The following is a 14743-nucleotide window of genomic DNA, read 5'->3' on the forward strand; positions in this document are numbered from 1 at the left end:
CCGGTTCATCGTGCCTTTATAGCGTCGCTGACCCAAGTTTCAATATTCGACTTGATGTAGTCATACACATTGGTGCTGGTGGTGTATGGCGGATCGTAGACTTTACCCGTGACAGCTTCTCCATCAACGGTGAGGCCTGTAAACGGATTAGATCCTTTCGACGACTGATTTCCGTCTGAGTCTTTCAGATTGTGGACATGGATGGCGAGTACACCCAGCCCGTCCTTCCAGGCTTTCTTTATCTCGTGTTTGACCCAGCGGCGGCTGGCAGTCTTCTCGCCCACAAGTACGACAAGGCATTCTTTGCCTTTCATGTTGTCGGCGATCCATTTTTTGATGGCATCATCGCCTGCTTTCTTGATTTCTTCCCATTTGTTCGAATCCAGTAGAGGCTGTTTTTCGATAGCTCCGATTTGCCGAACTTGCGACACGCGCCAACTATCCTGTTTATAGTGAAAGCTCAGAAAGCATTTATTCGCCATGACTTATCTCCATTTGTCGTTGGTGCTTCGATGAAGCAAATCTCGAATTGAGGATTGCGATAGTTATTTAACTGAAGTCGTAATTAATCGCTGGCTTGAAATACTTTCTTGTAAATTTCCTTACAAATGATAGCTGAAAGTGTGCGCCTGCGTCTCCGCTTCGCGGACCGCGCTGCTCCAGGTTCGCTATTCGCTCATCCCTGACGGGACTGGCATTCGCCAGCCTTCCACATCCCTGACGCCTCCGGCCCGGCTTCCAGCTTCGGGCCTGCGCGCTTCGCTTGCGTGCGGTCAGCACAAAGGGATGGCCGTTGCCTTGTCCAGCCGTCTCCCCTGACTTCATCACCTTACCCGCGACCGTAGCCCGCTCCCGTGTGCCGTCAAGGCGCGCAGGGCCGTGTCCTCGGCTGCGCCTGCGGGCCGCACCAACCCTGCGCTTGTCTCCTTGACGGCCCCCGTCCGCGCGCTCCTTTGGCCGCGGGCGATGAACTCAGGAAAGACGGTGGCAACAGGGCCAACCGGGTTCCTCGTGCCGACCGCACCGAACAGCCGAAAGGCTGGGCTCCGAATCTAGGAATCCGGTGTGCGGTTTGAACAGCAAACCCTTTTCGTCAGGAGAAATGCAATGCAACTCGCATCCCGATTCGCTTCCCGTTCCCCGTCGCTGCGCAGCGATTACCCGCTGTCCGATGACCAAATCCGCCGTGTGGCCCCGTCCATCTTCGCGGACGCGCCGCACGAAAGCCGTTCCGAACGGTACGCCTATATCCCCACCGCCGCCGTGCTGGCGGAACTACGCAAGGAAGGGTTTGAACCCTTCATGGCAGCGCAAACCCGCGTGCGCCACGACGACCGCCGCGACTACACCAAACACATGCTGCGCCTGCGCCACGCCAGCCAGATCAACGGCGCGGAGGCTAACGAAATCGTGCTGCTGAACTCGCATGACGGCACGAGCAGCTATCAGATGCTGGCCGGAATGTTCCGGTTCGTGTGCAGCAATGGCCTTGTCTGCGGCGACACGGTGGCGGACGTGCGCGTGCCCCACAAAGGCGACGTGGCCGGTTCCGTCATCGAAGGCGCTTACGAAGTCTTGCGCGGCTTCGACCGCGTGCAGGAATCCCGCGATTCCATGCGCGCCATCACCTTGAACGATGGCGAATCCGAAGTGTTCGCCCGCGCCGCGCTGGCCCTCAAGTACGACGACCCCGACAAGCCCGCGCCCATCACGGAATCGCAAATCCTGATGCCGCGCCGCTTTGATGACCGCCGCCCGGACTTGTGGAGCGTGTTCAACCGCACGCAAGAGAACCTGACCCAAGGCGGCCTGCGCGGGCGCAGCGCCAACGGACGCCGCCAGCAAACCCGCCCGGTACAGGGCATCGACCAGAACATCCGCCTCAACCGTGCGCTTTGGCTGCTGGCCGATGGCATGCGCCAGTTGAAAGCCTGAACCCCCACGCGGCAGGGGCAGGCAGCAGCCCTTGCCGCTTCTCTCGCTGCTGCATCCCTAACCGCAAGGAGTTATCACCATGAACGCCGTTACCCAAACCGAAACCCGCGCCATCGAAACTGCCGCGCCGCTGGAAGTGGCCGACCCGAGCAAGAACCTGATTTTGGTTCCACTCTCGCAGTTGCTGCCGCGCCGCTCCAAGCGCAACGCACGCAAGACCCCGCGCCTGTCCATTCCCGAACTGGCCGCGAGCATCGCCCGCATCGGCCTGCTGCAAAATCTCGTCGTCATCCTCGCCGCCGATGGCGAGCAGTACGAAGTGGTGGCCGGCGACCGCCGACTGACCGCGTTGAAGCTGCTGGCGAAGAAGAAGCGCATCCCTGCCGACTACGAAGTGGCGTGCCTGCTGGTGCCCGATGCTTCGGCCCGTACCGTCAGCCTCGCGGAAAACCTGCTGCGCGAGCAGATGCACCCGGCCGACCAGTTCGAGGCGTTCGCCGCACTGGTCAAGGAAGGCCGCCCCATCGAAGACATTGCCGCCGACTTCGGCGTGACCCCGCTGGTGGTGCAGCGCCGTCTCAAACTCGCCAACGTCTCGCCGCGCCTGCTGGCCGACTACCGCGCCGGAGCCGTCACCCTGGAACAGTTGATGGCCCTGACCATCACCGACGACCACGCCGCGCAGGAAAGCGCGTTCTACGGTGCGCCAGAATGGCAGCGTGGCGCGTCCGCGCTGCGCGAACGCCTGACCGAACGCGAAATCGACGCCACGCATCCGCTGGTGCGCTTCGCCGGGCTGGACGCCTACACGGCGGCGGGCGGCGGCATCCGCCGCGACCTGTTCGCGGAAGGCGATGCCGGAACCTACCTGACCGACGCCACGCTGCTGGAAACGCTGGTGCGCGGCAAGCTGGATGCGCTGGCTGGGGACGTGCGCGCCGAGGGTTGGGCGTGGGTCGAAGCCGTGCCGCACATGAGCTACGCCGAGCGGCAGGCGTTCCAGAACGCACCGCGCCAGCGCCGCGAACCGAGCGCCCGCGAAGCCCGCCGCATCGCCTCGCTGCAAACCCGCCTCGACAAGATCGACACCGAACTGGAAGAAGCCTACGACGCCGAGGACGAGGACAAGACCGAAGCGCTGGAACCGCGCCGCGAACAGGTTGCCGGGGAACTGCAAGCCGTGGAGGAAGCCTTGCAGGGCTACGCCCCGGATGTGCGCGCCGTGGCCGGCGCCATCGTCACCCTCGACCGCAGCGGCGAAGCCGTGATTCATCGCGGGCTGCTGCGCGAGGCAGAAGCCAAGGCGCTGCGCACGCTGGAACGCTTGCGGCAGGGTTTCGGCAGCGCGGAAGGCGAGGCCGGGAACGACGACGAAGGCGAGGACACCGAGCAGCCCAAGGCCGCGAGCCTGTCCGACCGGCTGGCGCAGCGGTTGAGCGCGCACCGCACCGCCGCGCTGCAAATCGAAGTCGCCCGGCATCCGCAAGTCGCGCTGGCCGCGCTGGTGCATGGCATGGTGCAGAGCGTCTTGCAGGACAACCACTACGGCCACGACTTGCCGCTGGGCGTGAGCCTGAAAGTGCAAGACCGGCTGGAAGGCATGGCCCCCGACTGGCCCGAGTCGCCCGCCGCCGTCGCCCAGCGCGAGTTGCAGCAGGTCGCGGGCGAAGCGCTGCCGCAGGACAGCGCCGAACTGTTCGTCGCGCTGCTGGCGATGGAGCAAGGCGAACTGGTGCGGCTGCTGGCGGTATGCGTAGCGGCGACCGTGGACGTGGTGACGCCTCGCGCCACTGCGCACCAGCCGGGCGCGGAACTGGCGCAGGCTGTGGGGCTGGACATGGCCGCATGGTGGCAGCCCACCGCAGACGGGTATTTCCAGCATGTGCCGAAGGCCGCGATTCTGGAAGCCGTGGGCGAGTTCGCACCGTCGCACGCTGCACGGCTGGCGAAGTTGAAGAAGGCCGACATTGCCAGCGAAGCGGAACGGCTGGCCGATGGTACGGGCTGGATGCCCGCCATCTTCCGCACCGAAAGCCCGCAACAGGACGCGCAGGCCGTGGCAGTGGATGCGGGCGCCGAAGCGCCGGAGGAAGTCGCCGCCGTGGCGGATGAGCTGCCGCAGGCCGAGGCACTGGCCGCGTGATCCTGCACCGCAGATAGCGCCCCGGTTCCGGCCGGGGCGCTTCACGCCAAGGATTCCTATCATGAGCCGCAACACCACGGACCGCCCGCGCATGGCGGCGATCTATGCCCCCGGTACGGTACGCGCCCGCCGCTGGCACGGCGATGGCGACGTGCGCGGCTACCGTCCGCCGCGTGGCTGGACGGCCCGCGCCGACCTGACCGACCTACATCCCATTACCGGCCACACCTTGCCGCGTGCCGCGTGGTGGATTGTCGAAACCAAGGAATAACGAGCAGCACCGGCCCCAAGCCGTTCCGCCTTGGGGCCGGTGGTCAAAAATCCGGGGCGTCGGTGGCCGCGCCCGGTTCCAACGTCGAAGTCAAAATCGCCCCGTTGCCGCCTTCGTCCAGGCGGCAACGGGGCGGACGTGCAAGTGCCTTGCACGCGACACGTCCATCGGTGCCCGCTGGCGCGGGCAAGGTTTCGATGGCGCCCCGCCGCAATGGGCGGGGCTTGTAGGGCTACGCCCCGGCTTGCTGCGGCAGGTTGTGCGATAGCGTGCCGTCCCCGACGCTGGCGATTCGCGCCTGTACGTCACGAAGGGCGATTCACCGACACGCCACCCGGCCTCGCTATGGAGCATCCACACCACGCCTCAAGCATGTGGTCGCGCGCTGCGGCAGGGGCGCTCTGGCCTTGTCGTCGGGGCTTTGACCTGGTTCGCGTCAGGGCGCAAGCCGGTGCAGCCGTCACGCGGGGATGCCGAGTCGGCCATGTCTCCTTTCGGGGGCGGGCGGCCCGTGCGTCCTTGGCTTGTCGTGAATCCTGGCGAGGGAACGGCTACGCCTTGGGCTTCATGGCCGCAACCTTCCAGCGAAAACAATTTCCCCGCCGCTGCGCGGCTTCCTCGCGCGGCAAATTCTTTTCGCTTCCAGGTTCTCCACGGTGTTGCGACCGCTGCGCGGTGCGGCCAGCCCATCCCCCGCCGGCCGGATCACAACAAGGACGCACTGGCGCGACCTTGTTCAACCCGAAAGGAGAAACATCATGGCTAACATCGGCACCTTCACCGCAGAGAAAGACGGCTTCACCGGCCAGCTCCGCACCCTGACCCTGAACGTCAAGGTCAAGCTGGTTCCCAACGACAAGGGCGACAGCGAGAACGCCCCCGACTTCCACCTTCAGGCGGCCGGCCACGAGATCGGCGCGGCGTGGAAGAAGACCAGTGAGGCCGGGCGCGAGTACCTGTCCGTGAGCATCGACGACCCTTCGTTCCCGGCGACGGTCTATGCCCGCCTGATCGAGAACGAGGACGGCACGCACGACCTGATCTGGTCGCGCAGCAAGCCCAAGGCAGCCTGACGGCCGCCCACCGCGCCCCGTCCATTGCGGCGGGGCGCCGTGCTGCTGGCGCAGCACGTCACGCACGCGCCTACGGCGTGTCGCGTTCCTTCAACACCGCCTCCAGCTCCTGGCGCACCTGCGCCAGAAGCTGATCGGCCCTGCGCGTGCTGTCGCCGGCATAGGCCAGCGTCAGCAACGTGAGCGGATGCACGTCCATGACCTCGCACAGCTCGGTCAGCTTGTGCATGGTCGGGCTCTTCAGGTCGCGCTCCAGCAAACTCAGGTAGGTACGGCTGGACACGTCGGAGAACGCTTCCTGGCTCAAGCCGCGCGCTTTCCTGACCGTCCGTATTGCTGTCGCCAATGAGTCTTTCGCCGCCACCTATGGTTTTCCTTAGAAAACCAAGATGACAGCCGATTGCGCACTATAGGGCTACAAACTATAGTGCGCATTTGGTGTCGTTGATTTCCGTATTCGTGCCTTTGCAGAAATCCGCATGGGCGGATTCCGACAGAATCTGGGAACCGCATCTGTGTCTTTCCTGGCCTGCGCAATTCCGCTTCCGCGTTTCCGTGCATGTACGGATTCGATGGCTTGCGCCTTCGTGCTTTCCCGCCAAAGCACGCATCCGCTTCGGCGGTTCCGCGCTTCGGTGGAAAATCGTATCCGTGCATCCTCGGATGCGTGGGGATTCGGGCCATGACCCAGCCGCTCGTCACCGCTGAACAGCGGGCGCAACTGCTCGCCGTCGGCGCGGCACGCGCCGCTGGCCGAAGCATCGACCCAATGCCGGCGGTGCGACTGTTCACCCCCGACGCGCACGCCACCTGGCTGCTGGCCGCGCTCGACCCGGCCGATGGCGATACGGCATGGGGGCTGATCGACCTGGGAATAGGCATGCCCGGCCTGGGCCATGTGAAGCTGTCCGATCTGGCGTCCATCGTCGGGCCGCACAAGCAACCTGTGATGCGCGATCGCTACTTCCAGCCCGTGCGGCGGCTGTCGGAGTACCTGCGGCTGGCCGAGGAAAACGGTTCGATCACCGACTGAGCAGTCCCAGCCAACGACGGCGCATTCTGACTATTTCAGTCTTACCCAAGACCTGATTGGTCTGAATCCGCACTCTTGCACCGAAGCGGTGCGCTTCTGATGCAAACAGTCATGATCTATGGCGCGGGCTGCTGCACGGTGCTCCATGCTGCGCACCATTTTTGTGGCGCGCAACCGTCGCATTCAGACGATTTCCGCAATGCCCTGGAGCCAATCGGTCTTGACACCGCAGTTACAGAGTACCCCGATTTCGATGACGACTTGATGGCGACTCGATAGCTCCCGCACAGCGGAATCCGTGGCGACGTTCCTGCTGAATGACAGGAGGCTGCGTCATGGCTGACCCGAGCGCCGAACACTGGTATCCGACCGCCGCGTATCTCTACATGCTGCACCTCGACGGCCCCGCGCTGGCGTGGGAATACCTGCGTCGCCACCCCGACTACCGCCGCGACTGGCTGCGCCGCCGCCGCCGGCCAGAGGCCGCCGCGCGCTGGGGACTGCGCCTGCTGGAAGATCCCGCCCTGGATGCGCGCGACGCGCACCCGGCCTGGTTCCCCGATCACGATGCGGTAGTGCAGCTCTACCCGGACGCCGACCCGCCGCCCGACGCGGTGGCTTTCGCGTTCTGGTGCCTTCCCGGCCAGAAGCACCTGATCCACGACGGCAAGCGCCTGGTGCTGCTGACACGCTGGCTGGGCTGCTGCCTGCGGCTGGTGATCGCTCCCGGCCTGGCCGACGGCATGGCTTACGCCTATGCCATTCGCGCCTGCGCCGCATCCTGCGGACGCTATCAGGCGCTGGCGGCCGAACTGGACAAGCTGGCCGCCGCTGGCGATGCAGCGCCAGCGGGAACGGCACGGTCGCGGCCGGCACCCGCTGCGCTGCTGGAGTTGAACACGCTCCAGGCGCTCGACGGCACCCTCGCGGGCGCGTCCCTGCGCGACGTGGCCGAAGGGCTGTTCGGCGTCGATGCTGTCGCCGCCGACTGGTACGCCGATAGCGCCTTGCGCGCCCGCGTGCGGCGACTGGTGCACCGGGGCGATGCGCTGATGCGCGGCGGCTATCGCCGCCTGGCACAGCTTCCGCCCGTTGCACAGGGACGCGCTGCATCCCCTGCAAAACGTCCCTGAGCAGGAAGCCTTGCTTTCTTGAAAGTGCCTCTATCCGGCCGCGTGGTGTGGCCGGGCTTGATGGAGGTACATCCCATGCGACCCGCTCCCTTGCGGCCTGCCGCCGCTGCTGTCGCTGCGCCCGTGCAGCCCCAACGCTACCTGACCAACGACGAAGCCGCCGAATACCTGCGTCTGTCGCCGCGCACGCTGGAGAAACAGCGCGTGATCGGCGGCGGCCCGAAGTTCCGCAAGTTCGGCCGCCGCGTCATGTACGCGGTGGCCGACCTCGATGCCTGGGCCGACCAGCGCAGCTACGAGGCCACGTCCGACCCGGAATATGCCGAGCGTCACGCGGGCGACTACCGTGATGGCCGCTGATCGTCGGCTCGCCGGTGGCCATCGTCATGTCCAGCCCATCGCTGCCGTCGGGGCAGCGATCGCAGCAGCGGGAACAGCTCGACCTGTTCCGCGCGCTGCCGGGCGACGGCATGGCGCCGCGCGACAGCCAGGACTTGATGGCCTTTCCGTTCTTCTCGCTGGCGAAGTCGCGGCGCACGGCGCCGATCGACTTCCGCAGCGGGAACATCACCATCCGCGTGGAAGGCACGGCCGAGCACGGCATCGCCACGATATGGGATGCCGACGTGTTGATTTGGGCGGCCTCGCAGATCGTGGAGGCGCGCGACGCAGGCATTCGCCCGTCGCGCTGGATACACGCCACGCCCTACGAAATCCTGCGCTTCATCGGGCGCGGCACGTCCTTGAACGACTACCAGCGCCTGAAAGCCGCGCTCGACCGGCTGCAATCGACCAGCGTGGCGACTTCCATCCGCGAAACCACCGGGAGGCGCTTGCACCGCTTTTCGTGGGTGAACGAATGGCGCGAGCTGGCCGACGCCAGCGGCACGCCGCTGGGCATCGAGCTGATCCTGCCGGACTGGTTCTATGCCGGCGTGCTCGATGCCGCCCTGGTGTTGACCATCGACCCGGCCTATTTCCGCTTGAAAGGTGGCATCGAACGCTGGCTGTATCGCCTGGTGCGCAAGCACGGCGGGCGGCAGGAACACGGCTGGCAATTCGACTTCCGGCATCTGCACCGCAAGTCCGGCAGCGCGGCGCGCTTCTCGGACTTCGCCTACGACCTGCGCGTGCTGGTCGCGCGGCAGTCGCTGCCCGGCTACGTCCTGGGCATCGAGTCGATGCCGGACGAGAAGCTGGAACTGCTGACCTTCCGGCCCGTGCCGTTCACGGCACGGGGATAACTGCGGGAAAAGCTGTGGACGGCCTCGTGCTATCAGGAGTGCCGGGTATCGTGCTATCGGGAGTACGCCTATCGTGCTATCAGGAGTACGAAAACGCCGCAAAGCCAGTAACGGCGCGGGTTTGCGACCCCTCTAACTTACCTAACTATAAATCTCTAACTTTTAGTAGAAACGCGTCGTTTCGGTGGACAACCACGAAACGGCACGGCCAGGCCGGCTTTCCAGCAGGGAGGGCCGCGCCATGATCTTCGCGTTTCTCAACCAGAAAGGCGGCGTCGGCAAGACCACACTCGCTACCCACATCGCGGGCGAGCTGGCGATGCGCGGGCTGCACGTCATCCTGCTGGACGCCGACCCGCAGGGTTCTTCGCTGGACTGGACGCAGCGCAGAAGCCAGCAGGGCTTGCCACGGCTGTTCAGCGCCGTGGGCCTCGCCCGCGAAACGCTGCATCAGGAAGCGCCGGAGCTGGCCCGCCGCGCCGATCACATCATCATCGACGGCCCGCCGCGCATCGCCGCCCTGGCGCGTTCCGCGCTGCTGGCGGCCGAGCGCGTGCTGATTCCCGTGCAGCCCAGCCCGTATGACCTTTGGGCCAGCGCCGAGATGGTGGCGCTGATCCGCGAGGCGCAGGTCTTTCGGCCTGCGCTGCGCGCGGCCTTCGTCATCAATCGGCGCGTCAGCACCACCGTGATCGGGCGCGAAGCGCGCCAGGCGCTTGCTGACCAGCCGCTTCCTGCGCTGCGCGCGGAAGTGCATCAGCGCATCGTGTTCGCCGACAGCGTGGCCGCTGGCCGGCTTGCACGCGAGACGGCACCGGACAGCGCCGCCACCCGCGAAATCACCGCACTGGCGGACGAACTGCTGCGGTGGCCGACATGACAGCGAAGCCGCCACCGAACAGCAAACGCACGGCCAAGCGCGTCGGCATCGGCGCGCGTCCGCCCGCGAATCCGCACGCCGAGGCGTGGATTCGCCAGGGCGACGCCGATGCGCTGAACAAGGGCGACCTCTACACGGCACGCCTGACCCTCGACATCACGCCCGCCATGCGGGCGCGCATCAAGGTTTCCGCCTTCACGCAAGGCGTGACCGTAGCCGACCTGCTGCGCGGCCTGCTGGAGCGGGAGTTTCCAGAACACCGCAGGGAGAACACGCCATGACTGCATCCGCTTCGTCTGCTCCCGCGCCTGTTGCCTTCGCGGCTACGGCTGAGCTCGCAGTACCTTTCGACCAGCCTGCCGGCGCGCCGCTGACGCGCGTGGCGCTGGCCTACATCGAACCGCGCTTCAAGCTCTACCTGCGCTTCGGTGAACCTGCGCGCACGCACCAGCTCGACCGCTGGCGTCGCTGCGCGGTGTTCCTGCCAGGCGCCATGTTGTGCCTTATCCGCTGGCAGGCCAACGACTACGGCACCGTTCGCTGGCAGCTCATGGTGATGCAGGCTTGTACGCCGCTCGATGCGGCACAGCGCATCCCCGGCGTGCAGCCCGGCGCACGCCTGCTGCTGCACGCCGAGGGCGAGAACCAGGTGCGCGCCGTGCTGGAGCGCATCGACGCCATCGAGGCGCTGGACATCGCCCCCGCCGCTGTCTCGCCCGCGTACTGGCGCACGCTCGCCAACCGGCTCGCTGCCCGCCTGCCGCTGCCCGAATACACCGCCGAGCGGCACGCCGCCTGGCTGACCGCGAGGGCACTGCCATGACCGCCGTTTCCACTGCCGGCACCGCGCCGCGTCCTCGCTCGCGCCTGCGCGCTCGTATCGTGCTGACGGGTCTGTCCGCCTGCGGCCTCGCTGCGCTGGCCTGGGCGTCCTTCGTGCATCCGCTGCCGCGCCTGATCTACAACCCATCCGACAGCGTGGCGGTCGGCTGGTATCGCGTCGATCCGCTGGGCGACGGCACCGACTCGCTGCCGCGTTCTTTCTCCGTCGGCAGCATCGTCCTGACCACGCTGCCGCCAGACGCCGCCGCGCTGGCCGCGCAGCGCGGCTACCTGCCGGCGCGCGTGCCGCTGCTCAAGCGCGTGGGCGCAGTCGCGCCGCAGGAGGTGTGCATCACTGGCCGCATCGTCCGCATCGACGGCGTGCCTGCGGCCGCCGTGCTGCCTGCCGACCGCTGGGGCCGGCCGCTGCCATCCTGGCAGCAATGCCGTCGCCTTGAACCCGGCGAACTGTTCCTGCTCAGTGTGACCAACCCGGCGTCGTTCGATAGCAGGTACTTCGGGCCGATCAATGCGGGCGCCGTGATCGGCATCGCGCATCCGGTCTGGCTGGAATCTCGCCCATGATGGCCTTCGATTCGCTGCACGTCGCCGTGCATCTCATCGTGCCATCGGGCGTGTCGTTCTGCTGCTCGTCGCCGTGTCGTCGCGCATGCAGTGCGGGTGCATTCGCACCGCACTTCGCGCTGCCTTCGGCGCAGCCGTCCAACGTGCAGGCGTCTTGCCTCGAACGCGCCCGGCCTGTGGCCGTCGCCGCGTTCGCCGGCGCGCTGGCCGCTCGCGCAGCAGCGCCGCCGGGCCGCCGCTGCCCGGAGCGCCAGCGAGGGGCAAAGGCGGAAGGCAAGACAAAAGGACGCGGCACCGGGCCGCGTCGAAAGCCAGTCTGCACATGGGGGTGGCGCGGCACGCAGCGGCTTCGCCACCGTGCCGCTTGGGGCGCGAGGCCCGCGCCAATGCAGGCATGTCCGCGTGCTTCGCACGACCGGACACGCCAGAGCTTGCAGGGAGCGCAGCCATGACCGACCGCCGCGACGATGATTTCCGCATCCGCCCGAGCGCCCCAAAGAACCGGGGCCAGGGCTTCGTCTCCAAGGTGCTCAAGCAGGCAGGCAAGGCCAGCAGCGGCAAGTCCACTGTGCGCCGTCTTGGCACTGCGAGCGGCACCGGGAGGGGCACCGGCCAGCGGCCCGGCTCGCGCCTGGGGCGCGGCCACACGGCGGCGCGCTTCGCCGGAGCGAAGCTCACGCCCATGTCGCGGCGCGTGACCATCAAGACGCTGCTGGTCAACCAGCGCCAAGCCAGCCCGCAGTCGCTCGCCAAGCACCTGCGCTACATCGAGCGCGACGGTGTGGGCCGCGATGGCGAGCCGGGCCAAGCCTATGGGCCGCAGACCGATGCTGCCGACCTCGACGCCTTCAAGGAACACTGCGCCGACGACCGACACCATTTCCGCTTCATCCTCTCGCCCGAGGATGGCGCGGAACTGGAAGACCTGCGCACCTACACGCGGCACCTCATGGGCCGCATGGAGGCCGACCTGGGCACGGGCCTCGATTGGGTGGCCGTCACTCACTGGAACACCGACAACCCGCACACGCACATCGTCGTGCGCGGGCGCGATGACACCGGCAAAGACCTCATCATCGCGGGCGACTACATCGCCGATGGCTTCCGCCATCGCGCCGCCGAACTGGCGACCGAATGGCTGGGGCCGCGCACCGAACTGGAGATCCAGCAGACTTTGCAGCGCGAGGTCGAGCAAGAGCGATGGACGAGCCTCGACCGCACGCTGCAACGTGAGGCCGGCGATGATGGCCGAGTGCATGTCGAACGCCTCAACGAACCGCGGTTGCAACGTCAGCGCCTGCTGCTGATCGGCCGCCTGCAACGCTTGCAGCGCCTTGGCCTGGCCGACGAGCTGCGGCCGGGCACCTTGGCCTTCCATGCCGACGCCGAGAAGACCTTGCGTGCCCTGGGCGAGCGTGGCGACATCATCCGCACCATGCAGCGGGCCATGCGTGGCGAGCCGCGCGAGTTGGCGGTGTTCGAGCCGGGGGACGATGGCCGAACCATCGTCGGTCGCGTGGCCGCGAAGGGGCTGGCCGACGAGCTGCGCGACCGGGGCTATCTGGTCATCGACGGCGTGGACGGCAAAGCCCATTACGTCGCGCTCAATGCCCGCGACGAACTGGCGAACTATCCGACCGGCGCGGTGGTGGAGGTGAAGGGATCGGCTGACGTGCGCGCTGCCGACAAGAACATCACCGCACTGGCGAGCGGCGGCCTATACCGCACCGACCATCACCTGGCCGTTGCGCAGGGTCAAGCCGTGCCCGGCCGCGATCCGCAGGAAGTCGTCGCGGCCCACGTCCGCCGGCTGGAAGCCCTGCGCCGCGCAGGCATCGTGGAGCGCGTGGCCGAGGGGCTATGGAAGGTGCCGGACGACCTGGCCGAACAGGGCCGCCGCTATGACGCACAGCGCCTGGGCGGCGTGGCCGTGGAACTGAAATCGCACCTGCCCATCGAGCGGCAGGCCCGCGTGATCGGAGCCACCTGGCTCGACCAGCAACTGATCGCTGGTGGCTCGGGCTTGGGCGACCTGGGTTTTGGTGGCGAGGCCAGACAGGCGATGCAGCAACGCGCCGACTTTCTGGCCGAACAGGGGCTGGCCGAGCGGCACGGGCAGCGTGTGATCCTCGCGCGCAACCTGCTGGGCACGCTGCGCAACCAGGACCTGGCGCAGGTCGCCAAAGACATTGCGGCCGACACCGGCTTAGAGCATCGCCCGGTGGCCGACGGGCAGCGCGTGGCTGGCATCTACCGGCGCTCCGTCATGCTCGCCAGTGGGCGCTACGCGATGCTCGATGACGGCATGGGGTTCTCACTGGTGCCGTGGAAACCCGTGATCGAACAACGCTTGGGGCAGCAACTTGCCGCCACGGTGCGCGGCGGCGGGGTGTCGTGGGAGATTGGGCGGCAGCGTGGGCCGTCAATCAGCTAGTGCTAACCCATGTATTTCGCTTTGTTTGAAAGCCTCGGTCAATTCCGAGCGAGCGGACTGCCAATGTGACTTCAACTCACGTATCGCGTTGCATCCATGTTCAGTCAGAATAATCTCGACAACTCTGCGGTCATGCGTGCGATCCATGCGCTCTTGTGCTGCTCTTTGGAGCATGCCCTTGTTTTCAAGACGGTCCAATAGCCTTGTCACAGAGGCTGAGTCGACTGCCAGACTGCGGGCCAAAGTGCTAGGCGTACATGCTGGAGTGGCTGAAATATGGTGTAGCGCCATCACCTGCACAGCGGTCAAACCGAACGGAGCAGCCACGCGATTCAGCACTTGATTCCTTGCTGTGCAAAGCCGCGTGATGGCCGTAGAAAGCTCCATCACCCGAAGGGCGTCGTCTGATTTCTCCGTGCCGATTGACCCATTCGGCATCATGACCGGGAACGCTTATTGGGCGAGTCCTCGCCGCAACCATAGGCACGCATGAATGTCATTACGGCTGCATTCGCCCACTGGTCAATCTGCGCCGAGGAAGGCGCGGCATCCGGATGAGTCAGGCACTGAAGCTGGGGTTCACCCCGAACCAGGTTGATGAACAGACTGGCGGCCGTCTCGCGGCCAATCTCGCCAAGATCGACCTCGCCGGATGCTGCCGCATTGGCCAGTTGTTCGGCCACCATCGCCGTCATGACCTGCGGGCCGGCCAGATAGAACGTCCGTGCGAGCTGGGGAAAGCGTGGGCCTTCGGCGATCACGACGCGGAAGACAGCCAGCCCGCCCGGAGACAGCACGATGTTCAAGTAGGCCCGAGCCAACAGGGTCAACGTTTCTCGCAGCTTCCCCGGGCGGAACTCGATGCCCTGCACCGTGTTCGTGAACGCTGCACATTCGGCTTCGATTACCGCGGTGAAGAGTGCTTCCTTGTTCGCGTAGTGCGCGTAAACCGTGGACTTGGACACGCCAGCCTCGCGCTGGATCATGTCGGTTGTTGCCGCGCTGAACCCATGGGTCAGGAAGACGTTTCGCGCAGCGCGCAGAACGGTGAGAGCCTTGGCGTTCAGCTCGCCGCTGCTCGGCGGCGGGGCGGTCATGACTTGGTTGGTTCGTCGCATCTGCTTGGGTCGGAAGTTTTGACACGGTGGCCAGGATTCTATATAGTACCAAACCGCTCGGTACGCATCAAC

17 protein-coding genes are annotated in these 14743 nt (G+C 66.2%); 13 read left to right on the forward strand and 4 right to left on the reverse strand.

The annotated features are described in order from the left end of the window. Positions 1 to 5: 5 nt before the first annotated feature. Positions 6 to 482 carry a TIR domain-containing protein gene (locus AC1HIL_RS18285; protein WP_033041353.1) on the reverse strand — a complete coding sequence of 159 codons (477 nt, stop codon included), beginning with the start codon at positions 480 to 482 and terminating at the stop codon, positions 6 to 8. Between the two features lie 625 nt (positions 483 to 1107). Between AC1HIL_RS18285 and AC1HIL_RS18290 the strand changes: the two genes are divergently transcribed. From AC1HIL_RS18290 to AC1HIL_RS18305, 4 genes are all read left to right on the forward strand, one after another. After that, on the forward strand, positions 1108 to 1935 hold the full coding sequence (locus tag AC1HIL_RS18290; RefSeq protein WP_028240164.1) for a DUF932 domain-containing protein: 828 nt from the start codon (positions 1108 to 1110) through the stop codon (positions 1933 to 1935). Positions 1936 to 2014: 79 nt separating this feature from the next. After that, positions 2015 to 4078, forward strand: coding sequence for a ParB/RepB/Spo0J family partition protein (locus AC1HIL_RS18295; protein ID WP_028240163.1), 2064 nt, complete (start codon positions 2015 to 2017; stop codon positions 4076 to 4078). Between the two features lie 61 nt (positions 4079 to 4139). Beyond that, positions 4140 to 4349: a hypothetical protein gene (locus AC1HIL_RS18300; protein WP_028240162.1), complete on the forward strand. Its 210-nt coding sequence runs from the start codon at positions 4140 to 4142 to the stop codon at positions 4347 to 4349. Positions 4350 to 5107: 758 nt separating this feature from the next. Beyond that, on the forward strand, positions 5108 to 5422 hold the full coding sequence (locus AC1HIL_RS18305) for a DUF736 domain-containing protein (RefSeq protein WP_014646114.1): 315 nt from the start codon (positions 5108 to 5110) through the stop codon (positions 5420 to 5422). Between the two features lie 70 nt (positions 5423 to 5492). Here the strand turns inward: AC1HIL_RS18305 and AC1HIL_RS18310 are convergent, their stop codons facing one another. Next, positions 5493 to 5786, reverse strand: a complete 294-nt coding sequence (locus AC1HIL_RS18310; protein WP_015476703.1) for a helix-turn-helix domain-containing protein — start codon at positions 5784 to 5786, stop codon at positions 5493 to 5495. A gap of 318 nt (positions 5787 to 6104) precedes the next feature. Here AC1HIL_RS18310 and AC1HIL_RS18315 point away from each other — a divergent pair, with 318 nt between their 5' ends. From AC1HIL_RS18315 to AC1HIL_RS18355, 9 genes are all read left to right on the forward strand, one after another. Beyond that, positions 6105 to 6455 carry a DUF2958 domain-containing protein gene (locus tag AC1HIL_RS18315; RefSeq protein WP_015476702.1) on the forward strand — a complete coding sequence of 117 codons (351 nt, stop codon included), beginning with the start codon at positions 6105 to 6107 and terminating at the stop codon, positions 6453 to 6455. 335 nt (positions 6456 to 6790) lie between these two features. Next, on the forward strand, positions 6791 to 7588 hold the full coding sequence (locus tag AC1HIL_RS18320; RefSeq protein ID WP_028240160.1) for a DUF2285 domain-containing protein: 798 nt from the start codon (positions 6791 to 6793) through the stop codon (positions 7586 to 7588). 75 nt (positions 7589 to 7663) lie between these two features. After that, positions 7664 to 7948 carry a helix-turn-helix transcriptional regulator gene (locus AC1HIL_RS18325; protein WP_026069907.1) on the forward strand — a complete coding sequence of 95 codons (285 nt, stop codon included), beginning with the start codon at positions 7664 to 7666 and terminating at the stop codon, positions 7946 to 7948. 26 nt (positions 7949 to 7974) lie between these two features. Continuing rightward, positions 7975 to 8832, forward strand: coding sequence for a replication initiator protein A (locus AC1HIL_RS18330; protein ID WP_156867395.1), 858 nt, complete (start codon positions 7975 to 7977; stop codon positions 8830 to 8832). 241 nt (positions 8833 to 9073) lie between these two features. Then, entirely contained in the window at positions 9074 to 9712 is a 639-nt protein-coding gene (gene parA, locus AC1HIL_RS18335) for a ParA family partition ATPase (protein ID WP_068681381.1), read from the forward strand. Further along, positions 9709 to 9993 (forward strand): hypothetical protein, encoded by a 285-nt coding sequence (locus AC1HIL_RS18340; protein WP_043373393.1) that lies wholly within the window; start codon positions 9709 to 9711, stop codon positions 9991 to 9993. The genes parA and AC1HIL_RS18340 overlap by 4 nt, the downstream gene beginning before the upstream one ends. Continuing rightward, a complete protein-coding gene (locus tag AC1HIL_RS18345; protein ID WP_043373725.1) occupies positions 9990 to 10535 on the forward strand; it encodes a DUF2840 domain-containing protein in 546 nt (181 codons plus the stop codon). The genes AC1HIL_RS18340 and AC1HIL_RS18345 overlap by 4 nt, the downstream gene beginning before the upstream one ends. After that, positions 10532 to 11119, forward strand: coding sequence for a S26 family signal peptidase (locus AC1HIL_RS18350; protein ID WP_068681399.1), 588 nt, complete (start codon positions 10532 to 10534; stop codon positions 11117 to 11119). Before AC1HIL_RS18345 ends, AC1HIL_RS18350 begins: the two co-directional genes overlap by 4 nt. 448 nt (positions 11120 to 11567) lie before the next feature. After that, the gene (locus AC1HIL_RS18355; protein WP_043373731.1) at positions 11568 to 13553 is read left to right on the forward strand and encodes a relaxase/mobilization nuclease and DUF3363 domain-containing protein; all 1986 of its coding nucleotides are present in this window, start codon (positions 11568 to 11570) and stop codon (positions 13551 to 13553) included. Here the strand turns inward: AC1HIL_RS18355 and AC1HIL_RS18360 are convergent. Together AC1HIL_RS18360 and AC1HIL_RS18365 are read right to left on the reverse strand one after the other, a co-directional pair. Continuing rightward, a complete protein-coding gene (locus tag AC1HIL_RS18360) occupies positions 13542 to 13994 on the reverse strand; it encodes a MarR family winged helix-turn-helix transcriptional regulator (RefSeq protein WP_197026306.1) in 453 nt (150 codons plus the stop codon). The two genes, AC1HIL_RS18355 and AC1HIL_RS18360, sit on opposite strands and share 12 nt — an antisense overlap. Beyond that, positions 13991 to 14650 carry a TetR/AcrR family transcriptional regulator gene (locus AC1HIL_RS18365; protein WP_005304557.1) on the reverse strand — a complete coding sequence of 220 codons (660 nt, stop codon included), beginning with the start codon at positions 14648 to 14650 and terminating at the stop codon, positions 13991 to 13993. Before AC1HIL_RS18365 ends, AC1HIL_RS18360 begins: the two co-directional genes overlap by 4 nt. Positions 14651 to 14743: the final 93 nt, after the last annotated feature.

The organism is Variovorax sp. ISS6, from assembly GCF_056523145.1.